The organism is Flavobacterium sp. NRK1 (assembly GCF_024054175.1).
Lineage (GTDB): Bacteria > Bacteroidota > Bacteroidia > Flavobacteriales > Flavobacteriaceae > Flavobacterium.
On the sequence record NZ_JAMXLA010000001.1, the window covers coordinates 546,081 to 565,924 of the forward strand.

At 36.2% G+C, this 19,844-nt stretch carries 16 protein-coding genes; 9 read left to right on the forward strand and 7 right to left on the reverse strand.

Annotated elements, in window-relative coordinates:
* Positions 1 to 39: 39 nt before the first annotated feature.
* The gene (locus tag NHE85_RS02745) at positions 40 to 1,503 is read right to left on the reverse strand and encodes a glycoside hydrolase family 130 protein (RefSeq protein ID WP_252809443.1); all 1,464 of its coding nucleotides are present in this window, start codon (positions 1,501 to 1,503) and stop codon (positions 40 to 42) included.
* Positions 1,504 to 1,692: 189 nt separating this feature from the next.
* Between NHE85_RS02745 and NHE85_RS02750 the strand changes: the two genes are divergently transcribed.
* The 3 genes from NHE85_RS02750 (at position 1,693) to NHE85_RS02760 (ending at position 5,548) form a co-directional block, all read left to right on the forward strand.
* Entirely contained in the window at positions 1,693 to 2,847 is a 1,155-nt protein-coding gene (locus tag NHE85_RS02750; protein ID WP_252809445.1) for a 5-(carboxyamino)imidazole ribonucleotide synthase, read from the forward strand.
* Between the two features lie 44 nt (positions 2,848 to 2,891).
* Positions 2,892 to 3,380, forward strand: a complete 489-nt coding sequence (gene purE / locus NHE85_RS02755; RefSeq protein ID WP_252809446.1) for a 5-(carboxyamino)imidazole ribonucleotide mutase — start codon at positions 2,892 to 2,894, stop codon at positions 3,378 to 3,380.
* A 140-nt stretch (positions 3,381 to 3,520) separates the two neighbouring features.
* The gene (locus tag NHE85_RS02760) at positions 3,521 to 5,548 is read left to right on the forward strand and encodes a M3 family metallopeptidase (protein ID WP_252809449.1); all 2,028 of its coding nucleotides are present in this window, start codon (positions 3,521 to 3,523) and stop codon (positions 5,546 to 5,548) included.
* 61 nt (positions 5,549 to 5,609) lie between these two features.
* Here the strand turns inward: NHE85_RS02760 and NHE85_RS02765 are convergent, their stop codons facing one another.
* From NHE85_RS02765 to NHE85_RS02775, 3 genes are all read right to left on the reverse strand, one after another.
* Positions 5,610 to 6,125 carry a hypothetical protein gene (locus NHE85_RS02765; protein ID WP_252809451.1) on the reverse strand — a complete coding sequence of 172 codons (516 nt, stop codon included), beginning with the start codon at positions 6,123 to 6,125 and terminating at the stop codon, positions 5,610 to 5,612.
* Between the two features lie 100 nt (positions 6,126 to 6,225).
* Positions 6,226 to 8,199, reverse strand: coding sequence for a hypothetical protein (locus NHE85_RS02770; RefSeq protein ID WP_252809452.1), 1,974 nt, complete (start codon positions 8,197 to 8,199; stop codon positions 6,226 to 6,228).
* A 242-nt stretch (positions 8,200 to 8,441) separates the two neighbouring features.
* Complete coding sequence (locus tag NHE85_RS02775; RefSeq protein ID WP_252809454.1) at positions 8,442 to 9,104, reverse strand: hypothetical protein; 663 nt, start codon at positions 9,102 to 9,104, stop codon at positions 8,442 to 8,444.
* 314 nt (positions 9,105 to 9,418) lie between these two features.
* Here NHE85_RS02775 and NHE85_RS02780 point away from each other — a divergent pair, with 314 nt between their 5' ends.
* Positions 9,419 to 10,066: a hypothetical protein gene (locus NHE85_RS02780; RefSeq protein WP_252809456.1), complete on the forward strand. Its 648-nt coding sequence runs from the start codon at positions 9,419 to 9,421 to the stop codon at positions 10,064 to 10,066.
* Between the two features lie 69 nt (positions 10,067 to 10,135).
* Positions 10,136 to 11,020, forward strand: coding sequence for a hypothetical protein (locus tag NHE85_RS02785; protein ID WP_252809458.1), 885 nt, complete (start codon positions 10,136 to 10,138; stop codon positions 11,018 to 11,020).
* A gap of 1 nt (position 11,021) precedes the next feature.
* On the opposite strand, the gene NHE85_RS02790 is transcribed toward NHE85_RS02785, so the two are convergent.
* On the reverse strand, positions 11,022 to 11,840 hold the full coding sequence (locus NHE85_RS02790) for a hypothetical protein (protein ID WP_252809460.1): 819 nt from the start codon (positions 11,838 to 11,840) through the stop codon (positions 11,022 to 11,024).
* A gap of 134 nt (positions 11,841 to 11,974) precedes the next feature.
* Here NHE85_RS02790 and gcvP point away from each other — a divergent pair, with 134 nt between their 5' ends.
* The 3 genes from gcvP (at position 11,975) to NHE85_RS02805 (ending at position 16,485) form a co-directional block, all read left to right on the forward strand.
* On the forward strand, positions 11,975 to 14,824 hold the full coding sequence (gene gcvP, locus NHE85_RS02795; RefSeq protein WP_252809461.1) for an aminomethyl-transferring glycine dehydrogenase: 2,850 nt from the start codon (positions 11,975 to 11,977) through the stop codon (positions 14,822 to 14,824).
* Positions 14,825 to 14,929: 105 nt separating this feature from the next.
* Positions 14,930 to 15,301 (forward strand): group III truncated hemoglobin, encoded by a 372-nt coding sequence (locus tag NHE85_RS02800; protein ID WP_252809463.1) that lies wholly within the window; start codon positions 14,930 to 14,932, stop codon positions 15,299 to 15,301.
* Between the two features lie 125 nt (positions 15,302 to 15,426).
* Positions 15,427 to 16,485: a 3-oxoacyl-ACP synthase III family protein gene (locus NHE85_RS02805; protein WP_252809465.1), complete on the forward strand. Its 1,059-nt coding sequence runs from the start codon at positions 15,427 to 15,429 to the stop codon at positions 16,483 to 16,485.
* Positions 16,486 to 16,558: 73 nt separating this feature from the next.
* Here the strand turns inward: NHE85_RS02805 and NHE85_RS02810 are convergent, their stop codons facing one another.
* On the reverse strand, positions 16,559 to 18,022 hold the full coding sequence (locus NHE85_RS02810; RefSeq protein WP_252809467.1) for a lipopolysaccharide biosynthesis protein: 1,464 nt from the start codon (positions 18,020 to 18,022) through the stop codon (positions 16,559 to 16,561).
* Entirely contained in the window at positions 18,022 to 18,894 is an 873-nt protein-coding gene (locus NHE85_RS02815; protein WP_252809468.1) for a glycosyltransferase family 2 protein, read from the reverse strand. The genes NHE85_RS02810 and NHE85_RS02815 overlap by 1 nt, the downstream gene beginning before the upstream one ends.
* A 60-nt stretch (positions 18,895 to 18,954) precedes the next feature.
* On the opposite strand from NHE85_RS02815, the gene NHE85_RS02820 reads away from it, so the two are divergent.
* Complete coding sequence (locus NHE85_RS02820) at positions 18,955 to 19,830, forward strand: glycosyltransferase family 2 protein (RefSeq protein WP_252809472.1); 876 nt, start codon at positions 18,955 to 18,957, stop codon at positions 19,828 to 19,830.
* The last annotated feature ends 14 nt before the right edge of the window (positions 19,831 to 19,844 follow it).

Genomic DNA, 19,844 nt, shown 5'->3' on the forward strand with positions numbered 1-19,844 from the left:
GAATATACAAAACATGGGAACGCCTAGTATAAAAAACTATTACCCCCCATTTCTGAGCCTGTCCAGCAAAGTATCGAGACTTACTGTAGCAAAGCCCGAACTATGATCAGACAATCCGTAAGGAATAATAAGTTCACCATTATTTATAATACCCCCGCAGGAATATACCACATTAGGCACATAGCCCTCACGCTCATCGGGATTAGGTACTATTAACGGATCTTTTAGGCGCCCTATTTCTATAGATGGATCATTAATATCGAGCAAAGATGCAGCAATACAGTATTTACGCATAGATCCTACAGCATGGGTTAGCACCAGCCATCCATATTCTGTTTCTATAGGAGAACCGCAATTACCAATCTGAACAAATTCCCACGGATACTCAGGAGACTGGATTTTTACCGGATTATCCCACTCATTAATATTATCACTATACATAAGGTAGTTGTTCCAGCCATCAATACGGGAAAGCATTGCATACCTGCCGTTTATTTTTCTTGGAAATAATGCAAGGTTTTTATTTTTTGCACCTGCACCATTTAAAGGGCTGGTTTTAAACTCATAAAAATCGGTTGTTTTTAAAAGTTTGGGCATAATATGTACACCGTCATAAGCAGTGTAAGTAGCGTAATAATATACACGCCCATTGTCGTCTGTAAATTTTACAAAGCGTGCATCTTCAATACCCTTGCTCTCAAAATCAGAAATAGGAAAAATTACCCTGTCACTTATATCAGTATCTTTAGAAAAGGTTATTCTTCTGTAACTGTCAGAAAGTGCAAGTATGAGGTTGTATTGTCTTAAAATATCTTCATCCCGTGTTCTAGCCTTGGCATCCAACACAAGTCTTTTAAGCTGGTCATAATCAAAACGGTCTTCAAGATTTTCCGTTACCGCACGTATAAACTCATCATTTATATCGGCCTCTTCCGCCTTTTGTAAAAAAAGCCTTTTATGATATACTATATTATGTATCTTCTCAGCTTCATCTATATAATTACTTGCCGGAATTACTGTAATATCATTATTACGGTCTATAATTGCCCTTCTGAAAACTACAGAAGATACATGCCCTTCACCTACCGCCCTAAAGCTGATTATAACGCGCAACTGCCCTTCTTCAAGATTAGTCTGATCAGGGTCGGGAACTACTGATGGGTTAAAAAAAGCAGCGGACTCAATAGAATATTCGTGTGTAAAATAAGATCCTATAAGCAGTTTGCAGTATTCATCGAGATTTTCATAGTCACCTCCTGCTAAATTTATATATTTTTTTACCCGTTCACAATTTCTAAGTAGTTTCCTGGTAATATTACGGTGCCGTTTAGAGAAATCCTGTAATAAAGGAGATGTTAGTCCAAAAACCGTATCTCTGTCGAGAGCCAGTATTTTACGAATTAGTTCAACTGCCCTTTCTTCCCCATTAAAAAAAAAACGGGCTATAACACGGGTTGGGTCGGGCATTACCTTTACCGGTTTCCTTTCAATTGTCAATCTCATAAACTACGTTTTACACCTGTACTATAACAGACAGGTTTAATGAACCTCTAAAATACAAATATAATTTCACATATCGTTTGGCTGAAAATGCTAAAATTAATGTAAAAATACTACAGGTATGTGATTAAATGTAAGTAGTAAATTAGCGATAGATTAAGTATCTTTGCATCTGCAAAACATCAGCTAATAATGAATTATTTTTCTTCCGATTTTAAGTTAGGCATTTTAGGCGGCGGCCAGCTGGGTAAAATGATGCTTACCGATACCCGAAAATTTGATATACAAACTTATGTGCTTGACCCAAGCGATGAAGCACCCTGCAAAATAGGCAGCAATAAATTCTTTAAGGGCGACCTAATGGACTTTGACACTGTTTATAATTTTGGTAAACAGGTTGATGTACTTACTTTCGAGATTGAACATGTAAATGTTGCTGCACTTGAAAAACTGGAAGCGGAAGGAATTAAAGTTTATCCTTCGCCAAAAACATTAAAACAGATACAAAACAAAGGCATACAGAAAGATTTTTATGCTGTTAACAACATACCTACGGCCGATTATAAACGTTTTGAAAATCTGACTTCACTTAAAGAAGCGGTAAATAATAATGAAATAGCCCTGCCTTTTGTATGGAAGAGCACCGAAGGCGGCTATGATGGAAACGGTGTAAAAGTAATACGTACTCCCGAAAGCTTTAATGGCCTGTCAGATGTAGAATGTATTGCCGAAACTATGATTCCGTTTAAGAATGAGCTTGCAGTAATTGTAGCAAGAAACCCTTCAGGAGAAATAAAAACATATCCTGTTGTAGAGATGGAATTTCATCCGGAAGCCAATCAGGTAGAATATGTAATATGTCCTGCACGTATAGATGATGAGGTAGCAAATAACGCCCGTAATATTGCACTAAAAGTATCAGAACATTTTAATCATGTAGGTTTACTTGCCGTAGAAATGTTCCAGACGGAAGATGACCAAATATTAGTGAACGAAGTAGCACCAAGACCACATAACAGCGGCCACTACTCTATTGAAGCCAGTTATACTTCACAGTTTGAACAGCACCTGCGTGCTATACTCAACCTTCCGTTAGGAAATACAGACAGCAAAGTAGCGGGTATAATGGTAAACCTTGTTGGCGCAGAAGGCTATTCGGGAAATGTGGTATATGAAAACATAGAAAAAATATTTGGTAAAGATGGGGTTACACCACATATTTATGGAAAAAAGCAAACGAGGCCATTCCGTAAAATGGGACATGTTACCATAGTAAATGAAGATATAGCGGAAGCACGACGTGTAGCGGAAGAAGTAAAAAATTCTATACGTGTTATCAGTCAGTAATACTGAAACATGGACTGACGTTAATTAACAAATATAACTTGAAAATGAAGGTAGGAATAATAATGGGCTCAATATCGGACATGCCGGTAATGCAGGATGCCATAGATATATTAAAAGAATTTGGCATAGAAACAGAAGTAGATATTGTTTCGGCTCACCGCACACCTGAAAAACTTTTTGAATATAGCACAACAGCACATACCCGTGGTGTAAATGTTATAATAGCCGGTGCCGGTGGTGCTGCACACTTACCTGGTATGGTAGCATCAATGAGTCCCCTGCCGGTTATAGGTGTACCTGTAAAATCAAGCAATTCAATTGATGGGTGGGACAGTGTATTATCTATACTTCAAATGCCGGGCGGCGTACCTGTAGCAACAGTAGCCCTTAACGGAGCAAAAAATGCAGGTATATTGGCAGCACAGATTATAGGCAGCCATGACAAACTTGTGCTTGCCAAGATTATTGCTTATAAACTTAGCCTTAAGGAAGCAGTAAACAATGCTTCGGAAGCATTGAAGAATAACAAATAGTTTTGTAACTTTGGTAAAGCTATGATGCCGAAACCAAATAAATAAAACAATATATTATAAAATGCCTTGACTATGCGGTTAAAAACCAGGCATCGTCAGGGCATTTCTTATAAAGGCCAAGGCTTAAATTATTAGAAAAAATGAACTTACTTACACAGAAATTTACAACCAAACATGATACCGCACCCTTTAGCGGCATAAAAACGGAAGATTTTTTACCTGCTATTAAAGAAGGTATTGAAATAGCTCGCAAAGAGATCGATGAGATCGTTGCAAATCCTGAAACTCCTACTTTTGAAAACACTATAGAAGCTATGTCTTTTGGCGGAAATATTCTTGAGCGCGCTTCGAGCATTTTCTTTAATCTGCATTCTGCAGAGACTAACGATGATATACAAAAAATAGCTATGGAGGTATCTCCGTTATTATCAGAATTTGGTAATGACTTGCGTTTAAACACAGCTCTTTTTGAGCGTGTAAAAGCAGTTTACAATCAAAAAGACACCCTGAATTTAACCGAAGAGCAAAAAACTTTGCTCGATAAACAATATAAAAGTTTCTCCAGGAATGGTGCCAATTTGCCGGAAGATAAAAAAAACAAGCTTCGCGAAATAGACATGGAGCTTTCTAAACTTAGTTTGGAATTTGGTGAAAACGTATTAGCAGAAACAAATGCTTACCAATTGCATATTACCAATGAGGCCGATTTATCTGGCCTGCCTGAAGGCACTATAGAGGCAGCACGCGAACTTGCCATGAGCCTTGAAAAAGAGGGATGGGTATTTACCCTTGATTATCCGAGCTATGTGCCTTTTATGACTTATGCTGATAACCGTGAACTGCGCAAACAATTAGCTATCGCTTTTGGGTCAAAGGGTTTTCAGAATAATGAATTTGACAATCAGGAAATAGTGCTAAAAATTGCCCGACTTCGCCATGAACGCGCTAATCTGCTGGGTTATGCTTCCCATGCTGATTTTGTAATGGAAGAGCGTATGGCCGAGAGCCCGGAAAAAGTAAAATCGTTCCTGAAAGACCTGCTCGCAAAAGCTAAACCTGCAGCCGAAAAAGAATTTGCAGAACTTTCTGCCTTTGCAAAAGAAACTGATGGAATAGACCATTTGGAAAAATGGGACGGAGCTTATTATTCTGAGAAGCTTAAACAAAAACTTTTTAATCTTGATGACGAAAAACTAAAGCCTTACTTTAAACTTGAAAATGTACTTAATGGCGCATTTACTATTGCAGGAAAATTGTATGGCCTTAAATTTAAAGAGGTTCAGGATATTGACAAATACCATAAAGATGTAACTACATACGAAGTAACAGATGAAAATGGCAATTTAACCGCTATTTTTTATGCCGATTTCTTTCCGCGTAAAGGAAAACGTAATGGTGCATGGATGACATCGTTTAAATCTCAATATGTAAAAGATGGTATAAACGAAAGGCCCCATGTTTCTATAGTATGTAACTTTACAAAGCCTACAGAAACAAAACCTTCTTTACTTACCTTTAATGAGGTTACTACCCTATTCCATGAGTTTGGACATGCCTTGCATGGTATGCTGGCAGACACTATTTACCCGAGCCTTAGCGGTACCAGCGTTTACTGGGATTTTGTAGAACTGCCAAGTCAGGTTATGGAAAACTGGTGTTATGAACCTGAAGCGCTTGCCTTGTTTGCACATCATTACCAAACCGGTGAAATGATTCCAATGGAATACATTAACAAGATAAAAGAGAGTGCAAGTTTTCAGGAAGGCATGGCTACTATGCGCCAGCTAAGCTTCGGATTACTTGATATGGGATGGCATGGTGCAGACCCAAGCGGTATTACTAACCTTAAAGAGTTTGAAACAGAACAGTTTGCATCTACACAACTTTATCCTGATGTAAAAGAAAATGCCATGAGTACTGCCTTTTCACATATTTTCCAGGGAGGATATTCTTCAGGCTATTACAGTTATAAATGGGCTGAGGTACTGGATGCAGATGCTTTTGAATACTTTCAGGAAAAAGGCATTTTTGACAGGGAGACAGCTAATAAGTTTAAAGATAATGTACTCTCTAAAGGAGGCACAGAACACCCAATGTTATTATACAAACGTTTCCGTGGACAGGAGCCTAAACCTGAAGCACTGCTTAAAAGGGCAGGACTTTTATAATTTAGCAAATCATCCGGTTACAATAACAAACCCCGAAGCGATAAACTTCGGGGTTTTGTATTTAGGTTGGGTTTGCACCTGTATTTTGCGTATCGTTATCTGCTGGCGGTTGCGGTGTATCTGTAGCAGGTAAAGCTGTTCCGGCAACAACGGTTGTAGTATTTACAGGAGGTTGAGGTACAGCAGGCGGATTATTTGAACTGGCTATTGCAACAGTATTATCTCCGCTGTTTACTGTAGGCATTTTAGCTATATACGTATTAAAGAGGCCTTCAATAAAATCGCTGCCTGCGTAACCTGCCGCCATGACAGTAAAAATAAACTGGCTGCCTACATATGTAGTTGTGTTTTGTGCCGATTGGTTTTCAAAGCCATTAACCAGTACATAAAGTGCACCGGCAACAAAACCTATAAACAAACTGATAAGCAATCGGGCTGCATTTATTCCTTCTATACTTTCTTTAAGGGCATTGGTATCAGATAATTTCTTAAGACCAATTACCATTCTGATTCCCTGCCCGAGGAGACCTAATAAGCCCCCCAGTAAAATTTTTTCAATGATCTGATCCGGTGTCATACTATAATAAATTAAGAGTTGGTTACCACAAATTTGCAGATAAAATCAATTTTAAAAACAGGTGTTTTCACGTGATTTTAAAGACCATTCATAATTTTATTTAACTTTTTGCCTTTCTTTTAAGTCTTCTTTGCTCCCGTTCAGCTTTTTTTGCCTTAATCTTTTCTAATGTTTCAATTTCTTTGGCAGCTTCTTTATCTTCATCTTGTTTTGAACGGGGCGTATAAGATCTCTGTTTAGAATAAAGATTATATAATGGTATATCTATAACGGCTGAAAATCTCCAGTACCATTCTTTTTTTACAAATTCAGGTGTGCCATCAGGATTTACTTTGGTAAGCTCAGGCCCCATTTGTCCTCCAAGATTTAAAGACAATGGGCATTTGCCAAAACCAAATGAAAGGTAAGCTCCCGGCGCAAAAACATTGTCCCAGATAACATCGGCCATTTCTGTATCGCTATCCTGTAGCCTGAATGCTGTAACAGCCCCCACATCTACCATCGAAAGAAATAAACCAAACGATTTTCCATCAACATCTTTTAATGGATTCTCACTATATTTTTTCCAAATATTACCAAATCCCATATAAATCCCCACAGGGGCAGTAAAGCCATAAACAGTAGCATCATGGGTACCAAAATCTGTACCTACAAAACCGCCTGCAAAAGCATTTACAGACACATTAAATGTAGTATTACGTTTTATTCGGTAACTACCCACTGGCTGCGCTGATGTATTAAGAGCATCCATAAGCTGTTCTTTATTTTCAGCAGCAAGGGCGTTAGCAACAAAACCTGTATATTTTTTAAATCGGGAAAATCTTTCTGTATCAGTATTTCCCTGAAGCACTCCTATATATTGTGTAAGCTCAACAAGTGCCAAACCATATTTCTTGTCTTCAATAAATTTTGTAATCTTTATTACAGATTCCGAATACTTATATATCTCATCAAAAACTTTTGTCTCCAATTGCGGATCGATATTTGACTTGTAAGAAAGTATCGATTTATTTACACTTTCCAACACTTTTGAATAAGATTCAATAATTATTTTTGAAGTTAATTTATGCTGGTTATTTTGCTCAGCAATATACTTAGCCTCTTCATTTATTGATGTAAACACAGGAGTTATATCCTGCACAAACGATACTATTTTTTGTGCATTTTCAGGTCCGGACGGAGAAATTACTTTTAGATAATCATCATTTTGTTTTACTAACAAAGTAATATAGTCTGTAACAAATGTAGGTTTGGTAAAATTGCCCAAGTCAGTAGTATTGATGAACATAGACGAACCTGCCCCGTCTTTTTTTACAGAATTAAGAGCAAAAGACATTATGCATAGTGCTTTCTTAATATCTTCATTTCCGGTTGCAGGATAGCTAATAGCCAGATTGTTAAATGCCGGTACAATAGCAGCAGATATATTTTCGCTTGCCAGCAATTGGAGAAAAGAAGCCAGTGCCTGAAATTTAGGATCATTGGGCTTAAGATTATTTATTACACCCGGAAGATTTTTTAAAAGATTAGACGTATCTTCCTGAAAAGCATCTTTAAGGGCATTCATAAATACAGGATAGTTATAAGGATCGCTGGTCATTAGTACATCCTTGCTTTCAGGAAATAATAAACCCAGATAGGGCTCTTTTTCAAGTTCGTCCTTAAATTTTTTAACAAAGGCAATATTAACTTCCTGTTTAAAATGCTCTGCAATAACCGACCCCAAAGCATCTATAGCTGTCGTTGGACTAAAAAGAGCTCCAAGTCCAGTATCTGCCTCTGCAAAAGCGGGAGCCATTGCTGTTTTCAATCGCTTCTGTAAAGGATCATTTTTAAAGCCTTTAAAGTCATTCAGGGCATCATACTTATTCTTTAAATTGCTAACTTCATTATTATCTTTAAAATAATATGCTAATATGCTGTCTCTTTTTTCAGGATTATCCGGATGGTCATTCAGGTATTTTGCATCATTAAATACAGAACGAGACAGTAGTGGGTTTTGGGCAGTTTGACTATAGCTAGTTACCGCAAAGCAAATAATTAATGTGAATAATGTAAGGTAATTTTTCTTCATTTTATGCAAATTAAATTGGTTAATTATAGCAGCAATGTTAACATCAGTAGTAAACATCATACAAATTTCTTTATAAAAATGGCAATAAAACACCGTATATACACCTGATTTAGAATAGGTTTATACCTATAATAAATTTTTCAAAACTTATCAGAGTTGAAAAACAAACCCCAAAGCAAAAGCTTTGGGGTTTTTATTATTTAGGGGTTTTGCCCAACAATTACCACCATAAATAACATGCATTATTTTTTAGCAAGACGGGTAGAAAAATCTGAGATAACATTTTGATATTTTCGCAATACCCTGTCCCATTCATGAAACTGCTCATCAGCTTTTACACTGGTATCACTTTTCCCTGAAGATTCACTAACCAGTTTAACCTTAAATGTTAAAGGTGAAGATTTAGATAGCTTAATTATTAAACGAGTTCTGATCGTGTTTTGTTGAAATGACTGTACGCTCCAGGCAGTTCGTAAATAAGACGTTTCTTTATCGCTTACTTCAATTGCATCAAAATAGTCAGTCACAATTTGTGTAGTAAGTTTCCATGCATCAGAAATACTAAGATCCTTATTTACTTCTATAGAAAAATCTACATTCGCATGGTCTGTTTTAATAGAAGCTTCTTCTGCATCATCTCTTTTCATTTCAAAATAAACACTTTTAGGAGCTTCCGGCCCCGCTTTTTTACCGCAAACGGTAGCTTCATATTTTAAAAATCCGGTTTTTTCAACTTTAACCTTATAACATTCCGCTTTATCAAGTTTTAGTTTATAGGTTCCTACTCCTACCTGTTGCCCATTAACTATAATATTGGCATCAGGTTCAGATGCACTCACTTTTACAGTTTGAGCCTGCAACGCCATAACTATAAAAAAGAAAAAGAAAGTAATTTTTGTTTTCATAATGTGTTGGTTTTATAAATTATTGGTTTTATAAATTATTGGTTTTAATAGCAGGATAGTATTAACTTCCTTATTGCACCAACAAATTTCGACACTCAGCACACTCATTAACAAGGGTTTACTCCTATTATCAAATAGGTTTTAACCTATAGGTTAAAATAACTTTCATTTATTTTTCATAAATATTAATTATTTGTTAAAATATATCATAATTATTAGCAAAACATTAGTTTTAAGTGTTTTTAACAAGTATTTATTTAAATAACGAATAAATATTTAAATATTAATCAAATTAACCAACTAATTAATTTTTTATGAAAAAAACAGTTTTTACAGGAATCTGCTTAATGATTCTTACGGCCACATCAATTATTGGATGCAGTAAAGATGAACAGGATGTTGTTACATCTAATTCTTTAGAATTTAATTTAAAATCTAATGTAAGAGATTTTGAAAGTTTATTAGAACATCTTTACGGAACTTCTTATCGTATTGAAGACGAGATAACAGTAACAGATGAGGATGACACTTATACTTTAAGGCATGTTACTACAGCCGACGGAACTCTTGAGGGATACACTATTACCGGATCAAATGATAATGCATATATAGAGCATAATGCAAGAATGGGCACTATAACAAATTACACTGATGATTCAGCTCAGCCTGAAGGCATTTATGACGTAAGTGACGATTCTTATTACTTAGATCACGGATTTACACCTATATTAGTGCAGGACCCTGGAGAGCCTACACCGGTAATTTATAGAAAAAGATTAAGCTACGGTGCCTGCAGCAGGCCGGATGCAAACGGAAATTCATTTGCCGGCGTATATGTAACCAGAAGGTTTTTAGGAATTTCGGGTCAGGAGAGGCAACTTTTAAACTCTAGCGGAACACAGGTAACAGTACCTTGTTCAGGTAATCCTCTTCAACCGGAACCATACACAGGCGCTTATTAAAAATAAACAATTTAAATGTCCTGTCTTTTGTAAATAATTGCAAAAGACAGGACATTCTTATTCATTCACATGAAAAATTATTTATCTTTTTTGCTTTTATTGTTTTTCAGTTCCCTACATTCTCAAACAATTAAAATCATAAATGAAGTAACCCATGAACCCATACCTTTTACCAGCATTAAATTTTACAGGCAGGGAAAAGTAGTCAACGGAGATTATGCTGATCAAAATGGTGAGTTAACGATTACAACCGTCTTTGACAGCTTTGAATTAACATGTCTTGGCTACAAAAATAAAACAATAGAAAAGGACGAAATAAAAAAAGAAATTGCACTTGAACCTATAAGCTTTTTGCTTAAAGAGATAATTATCAATAAGAATAATGATTTAGTCGAAATTGGCCATGCCAATGAAAAGAAAGGAGGAATTAGTGGTGTAGAACGATTTTATCAGGCTTCTGTTTATATACAAAATCCATACAAAATTCCTGTATTAATACATTCTTTTCTTTTTAACGCATTAAAAGTAAAAGGCCGGAGAACCTACCGTATTCATCTTTATAAAAAATCAGATAAAGGAGAATATCCTGGTATTGACCTCTTACCAGCTGATATTGTACGTGTTATTGAAAAAGGCTCAAAAGGACAAATAGAAATAGATTTATCTGAATATGGAATTGAAATGCCAGCTGAAGGGCTGTATGCAGCAATTGAAGGTTTAGGAGGATACGACAGTAAAGGAAATAGTATACTGGAAACAAATAAGAGTGGATTTAGTTTTGAAGCATTTCAAACTTATGAATACATCTATTTTATTCGTCCATTTTTCTTTCAGGGAAAAGGATGGATTAACGTTAATGAATTTCTTATAAATGACGGTGTTGTAGACCGTTCAAATAAAAAAAACTTCCTGGCTCCGTCATTTGGGTTAAGAGTTATTAAACCTTCTAAATAAACTATAGGCTATTTGCCAGCACTACCAACCCTAACCAGAATATAGGTATGCTTTCTACCCAAAAAAGAGTGTACACTTTTGGGCGCTGCGGATTTGCATATATTGTAAAAAGTGCCGTTGCTACAACCAAAACTACATTCACTAACAGCTGTTTTACATCTACTGTGCTTTTAAAAAATTCAAGAAAATAAAAAGGTATAAGTAAAAACAGGTTTAGCCATTTAGTATATTTTATACCTATTTGCTGCGGAATGGTTTTCAGGTGCGGATCGTCTTCTTTTAAATCAATAATCTCAAAAATTAGTATAAGTATTATTACCAATAAAAAGCGCTGTGTAAATTTAAGATAAACATCTTCTGAAATAGAGACCCCCGCATTAAGCAAAGGAACGACTGTTGTGATACCTGCCCAGCACAGAGCCACAATATAAATTTTTATTCCGCTCCAGTTGCGCAGGTTTTTTGTATTCGGGAAAAATGGCACTGTATAAAGTGCGGTAAGTCCTAAAAACAATATTGCTGCAATTTGCGAAGTTCTTTCAAGAAAAAAGAAGCTAATTCCGGCGGCAACAAGTGCAATTGTACTAAGATAAACTATAAATTTTACTCTTCTTCCGGCTGACTTTTTTACACGAAAAAGTCCGTCGTATTTCATAAAATTGTAACTGAACATAGTCCCGCAATAACCAAAAACAGCTACAGCCCAGTTAAACGGCAGCTGAAACATATGATTGGTCATTAATATCAATGCCAGCACAGATGCACCTACATGCATACTGCCATAAACATAGAGCCAGAAAAGCTTTTTTATAACACTCATCCTACAAAAATAATCAATATCCTAACAGTAATTAAGTTGGGCTGAAAAAATCACAAAATTGCCCTGTAAAAAGACATTAAAAATTGAATATAAATAACTAATTTTGTGCCTCTAAAAACAACGCATACAAATAAATGAGAACAGATGCTTTTGCTTTAAGACACATTGGCCCGAGAGAGAACGATCTGAAACACATGTTTAAGACCATTGGTGTCGAATCTATTGACCAACTAATATACGAAACTTTACCGGACGATATTCGCCTTAAAGCTCCGCTAAACCTGGAGCCGGCAATGACTGAGTATGAGTACCTGAACCACGTGCAGCAGCTAGGAAACAAGAACAAAATATACAGATCGTATATTGGTTTAGGTTATCACCCTGCTATAGTACCACCACCAATTCAAAGAAATATATTTGAAAATCCGGGATGGTATACTGCCTACACGCCATATCAGGCTGAAATTGCACAGGGCAGACTTGAAGCATTACTTAATTACCAGACTACTGTAATAGAACTTACAGGTATGGAAATTGCAAATGCATCACTTCTTGATGAAGGTACTTCTGCTGCTGAGGCAATGGCACTTTTATTTGACGTGCGCACACGTGACAAAAAGAAAAATAATGCAAACAAATTCTTCGTTTCTGAAGAGATTTTACCTCAAACGCTTTCTGTATTGCAAACTCGTTCTACACCAATAGGTGTTGAGCTGGTTGTGGGCAATCATGAAACTTTTGAATTTGGTGATGATTTCTTTGGTGCTATACTTCAATACCCTGGAAAACACGGTCAGGTTTATGATTATGCTTCTTTTATTTCAAGAGCAAAAGAAAACGAAATTAAAACAGCCGTAGCTGCAGATATATTAAGCTTGGTTAAGCTTACTTCTCCGGGAGAAATGGGTGCCGATGTTGTAGTAGGTACTACACAGCGTTTTGGTATTCCGTTAGGATATGGCGGACCTCACGCTGCATATTTTGCAACTAAAGACGAGTACAAAAGAAGTATGCCGGGAAGGATTATAGGAGTAACTGTTGATACTAACGGTAACCGCGCACTTCGTATGGCACTTCAAACACGTGAGCAGCATATTAAACGTGAAAAAGCAACTTCAAACATTTGTACTGCACAGGTATTGCTTGCTGTAATGGCTGGTATGTATGCTGTTTACCATGGACCAAAAGGACTTGAGTATATCGCTGATAAAGTACATGCAAGCGCTGCTACAACCGCCGAAGCTTTAAGCAAGATTGGTATTAGCCAGGTAAACACATCTTTCTTTGATACTATACTTGTTAAAGCAGATGCTGCAAAAGTAAAAGCTGCTGCAGAGAAAAAAGAAATAAACTTCTATTACCCATCTAACGATACTGTTTCTGTTTCATTTAACGAAACTACATCGCTAAATGACATAAACGATATTGTTAGCATATTTGCAGAAGCGGCAGGTAAAACTGCCGAAAAAGTAACTGCTCTTAGCGAAGTTAATGCTATTCCTGCCAGACTTAACAGAACAAGCGAGTTTTTAACTCACGAAGTATTTAATAAATATCATAGTGAAACGGCTATAATGCGCTACATTAAAAAACTGGAGCGCCTTGACCTTGCCCTGAACCACTCTATGATTTCTCTTGGTTCTTGTACCATGAAACTTAACGCCGCATCTGAAATGCTGCCGTTAAGTATGCCGAACTGGAACAACATTCACCCGTTTGCACCCGTTGAACAGGCTCAGGGGTATCAGGAAATGCTTAAAAAACTGGAAGAGCAGCTTAATGTAATTACAGGTTTTGCCGGCACTACATTACAGCCAAACTCCGGAGCTCAGGGAGAATATGCAGGTTTAATGGTTATACGCGCTTACCACGAGTCACGCGGAGACAGCCATAGAAACATTGCACTTATCCCGGCTTCTGCTCACGGAACTAACCCGGCTACTGCTCACATGGCAGGTATGCAGGTTGTAGTTACAAAAACATCTGAAAACGGAAATATAGATGTAGAAGATCTTAAAGCTAAAGCAATACAGTATAAAGACAATCTTGCCTGCTTAATGGTTACTTACCCATCCACACATGGTGTATATGAGGCTTCTATTATTGAAATAACAAACATTATACATGAAAACGGCGGACAGGTTTATATGGATGGCGCTAACATGAATGCACAGGTAGGTTTAACAAACCCTGCTACTATTGGTGCAGATGTTTGTCACCTTAACCTGCACAAAACTTTCGCTATCCCTCACGGAGGCGGAGGACCTGGTGTTGGACCAATCTGCGTTGCGAAACACCTTGTACCATTCCTGCCAACTAACCCTGTAATACCTACAGGCGGCAGTAATGCTATTACAGCTGTTTCTGCTGCACCATGGGGTTCTGCCCTTGTATGTCTTATTTCTTATGGCTACATTACTATGCTTGGTGCAGAAGGTTTAACAAGTTCTACTCACCACGCAATTCTTAATGCTAACTACATTAAAGAAAGACTTGCAGGTCATTACGACACACTATATACAGGAGAAATGGGACGCGCTGCACACGAAATGATTATTGAATGCCGTCCGTTTAAAGCTAACGGTATTGAAGTTACCGATATTGCAAAACGTTTAATGGATTATGGTTTCCATGCTCCTACAGTATCTTTCCCTGTAGCAGGAACATTAATGATCGAGCCGACTGAAAGTGAGAACCTTGAAGAACTTGACCGTTTTTGTGATGCAATGATCGCAATTCGTAAAGAAATTGAAGAAGTTACAGCGGACGATAAAAACAATGTATTAAAAAACTCTCCACATACGTTAGCTATGCTTACAACAGATAACTGGGATTTCCCTTATACAAGAGAAAAGGCGGCATTCCCGCTTGAGTACCTACAGGAAAACAAATTCTGGCCCGGGGTTCGCAGGGTTGATGATGCCTACGGAGACAGGAACCTTGTTTGTTCTTGTGCGCCGATTGAGGCTTATATGGAAAACTAATAGTAAAGGGCTGCAATGCAGCCCTTTTTTTTATTCCTGATGATAATATGTCATAAAAACACAAAGACTAATGTAAGAACTTTGTGATTATCAAAAACTACTGTAATGAAAGACATTGAATCCAGAGCTGATCTGGAAACACTTACCCGAAAATTTTATAACCGCCTTCTGGCAGATGACAGCATAAATTTTATTTTTACAGATATCGCAAAAATAAACCTTGAGGAGCACCTGCCAATAATAACCGATTTTTGGGAACTAAGTATGTTTCACACAGGGAACTATAAAAACAATCCTATGCACATACATATGGAACTGAATGATAAAAAACAACTTACTTCTGCCCAATTTGACACTTGGTTACAGCATTTTAACGCAACTACAGATGAATTATTTGCCGGAATCAATGCCGATAAAATAAAAACACGTGCACTATCTATAGCTACTATTATGAAAATTAAAGTTTCAGCCATTTAAATTATCAAGTACTGAAATTTTGTAACAAAAAATGCGCTTTTATTTAAATAGTATGCCTGCATAGCAATTTAAACTTTTTTATACCGTTTAATTAATTAAATTAGCTATCCACAAACAATTAAACTATGAACATAAGGATCACTGGTTCGGGATGCTATATCCCTAACCGAATTATAGCAAACATAGATTTTGCAAAGCATCAGTTTTTAGATGATAACGGCAATCCGTTATCTTATTCTAACGAAGTTGTAACAGAAAAATTCAGACAAATAACAGGTATTGATGAACGCCGTTATGTAGAAGAAGACCTGCTTACATCAGACATTGCTTTTTATGCAGCGCAAAAAGCTATTGAAGATGCTAAAATTGATCCTGAAACTCTTGACTATATCATTTTTGCACACAATTTTGGAAACGTAAAAGAAGGTGCGATACAAACCGATATATTGCCCAGCCTTGCCTCACGAGTTAAACACAGCCTGCAAATAAAGAACCCAAAATGTGTTGCATATGACATTCTTTTCGGATGCCCCGGATGGGTAGAAGGCGTTATACAGGCAAAAGCGTTTATTAAATCGGGAATGGCTAAAAAATGCCTTGTTATAGGAGCAGAAACATTATCGCGTGTTGTAGATCCGCATGACAGGGATAGTATGATCTACTCTGACGGAGCCGGAGCCAGTATTATTGAAGCTACTGATGAAGAAGGCGGAATATTATCTCATGAAACTGCATCTTATACTTATGAAGAGGCTTATTTCCTTTTCTTTGGTAATTCTTTTAATAAAGACCACGACCCTGATGTTCGCTACATTAAAATGTACGGACGAAAAATATATGAATTCGCGCTTAGCAATGTTCCTAAAGCTATGAAGGAATGCCTTGACAATAGCGGTGTAGGAATAAACGATGTAAAAAAGATACTTATACACCAGGCTAATGAAAAAATGGATGAAGCGATAGTGCAGCGTTTTTATAAATTATACGATATGCCAATGCCTGAAAAAGTAATGCCAATGAGTATTCATAAACTGGGAAATAGCAGTGTTGCCACTATTCCAACTCTTTATGATATGCTAATAAAAGATCAATTAGAAGACCAGCACTTAAATAAAGGTGATGTATTGCTGTTTGCATCCGTAGGTGCCGGTATGAACATTAATGCATTTGTTTATAAAATATAATTATTAAAGCATAAAAACAATTAATCCGCAATAGCATAAAAACTATTGCGGATTTCTTTTTATGTAGGTTTTACTATTTTATAAATCCAATAGCCTTATCAATCCAAACATTTACCTGATAAACAAGTTTTAATTTGTATAATAAGGTAATATTAATTATAAGTGATAGCGCTGTTTTATAAATGAGATCTATAAGGTGGTTATCCGTATCAGGTAAAAAATATATAACAAGAGTTGACACGATAAAAATAAGTGCCATAAAGCCGAAGGCTTTATCAAGAGGTAAAAGCTTAAATTTTTTATAAATAAATATAAGTTTAGATATATTAAACAGCGTCATAGAAATAAAAGATGCATAGGCCACACCTGCTATTCCTAAATTTAAACTGTAGATAAAATACAGATTTAAGGACACATTAAGCAGTATTAATATACAAATAGCAATAAGGTTAAACCTGTAATATTTAGAATAGGTTATAATTTCAGAGTTAAACCCTGTAGCCATATTTATAAGCACACTAAGGCTTAATATAATTATAATAGGAATACTGTCTTTAATATTCTCATAAGTAGGCATTAACCTGAAAAGATTATCTATACCTAAAAAAATACAGCAGTACAATATTGCACCAACACAAAAAAGCAGTTTAGCAACTTCTACATATTTTTTTTGAAGTTCGGTAAAATTCTCAGCTTTAAGATGCCCCGATACTATAGGTGCATATAAGGCAAACATTCCCACAGCCGGAATTTGTAATACAGATGCCAGACTTACTCCTATACTAAAAGTTCCATTGGCTTCTTCAGAGATAAGATTGAATATTACTATACCATCTATTCTGAAAGCCAGTAATGATCCAAGGCTTCCTGCAAATGCATACAGGCTGTAGCGAAAATAATCACGCCTCGATATTTCGCCAAAAAGAGTTTTAAACCTATAATTAAAACCGGGTTTAAAATGCCTGAATAAATAAACCGCCGTAAGTATAAAAATTACTAAATAACAAACAGTATAGTATAATATAGACTCTGTTTCTGAAATATACTGATGCAGAAATAATAAAAATGCCAATGGCAATACAACTTTAGGTATTATTTTTTCATAAAGCGTAGGCACCGCAAGCTTTTGAAGATCCTGCGCCTGTTTACGAAACAACTCTATAAACGCTAATGATACTGCGATAGGAAAAGCGAAATAATAGAGGTAATTATTTTCATCTCTATTTGTGCCAGTATAAATTATTATACCAGCAAATACCAAAAAGCTGATAATTGAAATAGAAAAAATGCTATAATTAAAAAGCTGTTTTTGTTTCTGCTCATTAAGCGCCGGATAAAATTTAATAAGCGCATGCGATGCACCAAGCACCATTATAGGAAATAACAATTGTGATATATTATCTACATAACGCACTGTACCTAATAGTGCTTTGTCTTTAGGATAAATTAGTACCGTAGAAATTATACCAATTGCAGTACCAATATAATTGATAATGGAATACAGAAAAATTTGTTTTGCTGAAGCTTTCTTTTCCATTATTTAGCGTTATTACGTGCTGTTTTAATTTTACCAATCTTACCTATCCATTGCAGGTAATATTTAAGCAGGGTAAAAAACATAGATGCCGATTTACCCGCTCCGTATGATTTGCTAAAATACTTTGGCAGCCCAAATACTTCTTTCAGGCCCTGAATATAGCTTTTTGAAAGTTCGTTATTAATATCTAGGAGTGATGTAAGTATCTTATATTTTGACTGAATACTATCTTTTTTAAAATTTCGGGTAATTACTCTGTCGTGTACAATTCGACTATCAGGATCAATTCCTATTTCAAATTTATGGTATCGTACTCTGTCGCAATAATTACGATCTTCACCATAATGTCCAAACAATGGTTCAAAATAACCTACCTTTTCTATACACTTTCGGTTTAACATCCACGCAGCAGCATTTACAAAAGACACAACGGCAATATCGCCGGAAATCAACCCGGTCTTTCTTTTATAATAGGTTTCAAAACTTTTATCAAGTGTAACCCCGTCTCCAGAATAATGCATCGGACTCATAATACCAAAATTGTCGTGATTGTCCATTCTGGCTATAAGACTATTAATAGTATCTTCAAACACCCATGCATCCTGATTTAAAAGAAAAACATAGTCAGCCCCATGTTCCAAAGCCTTTTTCATCCCTATGTTATTGGCCTTACCAAAACCCAAATTGTCAGGAGATTTAATTAAATCTACTTCAGGATATTTAGCAAGAAGTGGTGCAGAATCATCGGTAGAATTGTTGTCAATAGCAATAATACTAACCGGATATTGCGAATGCAACAGCGACTGTATATTCTTATCTATCCAATGAGCACCATTATAGGTAACTAATACAACAAAAACTTTCTTATTCAAGGGTTATGTTTTTCTAATAGCACAAAAATAGAGATATTTGCATTCATTTTCTGCACAAACATGAAATACTACGCTATTATCCCTGCACACAACGAGGAAGCCTTCATGGCTCTTACACTGCAATCTCTTGCAGAACAAACAGTGCTGCCCTCAAAGGTTGTAGTTGTAAACGATAATTCTACCGACGGAACGGCTGCTGTAGTTACGGCATTTAGCCAAAAACACCCGTGGCTATTTTTAGTGAATAAAAAAAGTGATGCTGTACATATGCCCGGAAGTAAAGTTATACAGGCATTTCAAGCTGGATACGAAACAATAGATGAAGAGTATGACATAATTGTAAAGCTGGATGCCGACCTTATTTTGCCAAATGATTATTTTGAAACTATATTAAATGCTTTTAAAGCTGATGATAAAGTAGGTATGGCAGGCGGATTTGCCTATATAGAAAAAAACGGCGAGTGGATTCTTGAAAACCTTACTGATAAAGACCACATTCGCGGAGCTTTTAAGGCTTACAGAAAAGAGTTGTTTTTACAGATGGGCGGACTAAGACCTGCTATGGGATGGGATACTGCCGATGAGCTTATAGCTAAATTTTATGGCTGGAAAGTAATTACTATTGAAAGACTGAAAGTTAAGCATCTTAAACCTACAGGAGCCAATTACAATAAAGCTGCCCGCTATAAACAGGGAGAAGCTTTTTATACATTAGGGTACGGTTTTTTAATTACTGCAATTGCGGGTGCAAAACTTGCAATGCGTAAAAAAAAGCCGTTGTTATTTATAGATTACATAAATGGTTTCCTTAGAGCGAAAGGCGAAGGTAAGAACCTGCTTGTTAGCAGTGAACAGGCAAAGTTTATAAGGTCGTATCGTTGGAAGAAAATGAAAGAGAAATTATTTTATGACCTATTAGTATTAAAAAACTATTAACTATTAATGATTAC

Coding starts and splice junctions, on each gene's coding strand:
- NHE85_RS02745 (WP_252809443.1), bottom strand. CDS start 1,503: ATGAGATTGACAATTGAAAGGAAACCGGTAAAGGTAATGCCCGACCCA.
- NHE85_RS02750 (WP_252809445.1), top strand. CDS start 1,693: ATGAATTATTTTTCTTCCGATTTTAAGTTAGGCATTTTAGGCGGCGGC.
- purE (WP_252809446.1), top strand. CDS start 2,892: ATGAAGGTAGGAATAATAATGGGCTCAATATCGGACATGCCGGTAATG.
- NHE85_RS02760 (WP_252809449.1), top strand. CDS start 3,521: ATGAACTTACTTACACAGAAATTTACAACCAAACATGATACCGCACCC.
- NHE85_RS02765 (WP_252809451.1), bottom strand. CDS start 6,125: ATGACACCGGATCAGATCATTGAAAAAATTTTACTGGGGGGCTTATTA.
- NHE85_RS02770 (WP_252809452.1), bottom strand. CDS start 8,199: ATGAAGAAAAATTACCTTACATTATTCACATTAATTATTTGCTTTGCG.
- NHE85_RS02775 (WP_252809454.1), bottom strand. CDS start 9,104: ATGAAAACAAAAATTACTTTCTTTTTCTTTTTTATAGTTATGGCGTTG.
- NHE85_RS02780 (WP_252809456.1), top strand. CDS start 9,419: ATGAAAAAAACAGTTTTTACAGGAATCTGCTTAATGATTCTTACGGCC.
- NHE85_RS02785 (WP_252809458.1), top strand. CDS start 10,136: ATGAAAAATTATTTATCTTTTTTGCTTTTATTGTTTTTCAGTTCCCTA.
- NHE85_RS02790 (WP_252809460.1), bottom strand. CDS start 11,840: ATGAGTGTTATAAAAAAGCTTTTCTGGCTCTATGTTTATGGCAGTATG.
- gcvP (WP_252809461.1), top strand. CDS start 11,975: ATGAGAACAGATGCTTTTGCTTTAAGACACATTGGCCCGAGAGAGAAC.
- NHE85_RS02800 (WP_252809463.1), top strand. CDS start 14,930: ATGAAAGACATTGAATCCAGAGCTGATCTGGAAACACTTACCCGAAAA.
- NHE85_RS02805 (WP_252809465.1), top strand. CDS start 15,427: ATGAACATAAGGATCACTGGTTCGGGATGCTATATCCCTAACCGAATT.
- NHE85_RS02810 (WP_252809467.1), bottom strand. CDS start 18,022: ATGGAAAAGAAAGCTTCAGCAAAACAAATTTTTCTGTATTCCATTATC.
- NHE85_RS02820 (WP_252809472.1), top strand. CDS start 18,955: ATGAAATACTACGCTATTATCCCTGCACACAACGAGGAAGCCTTCATG.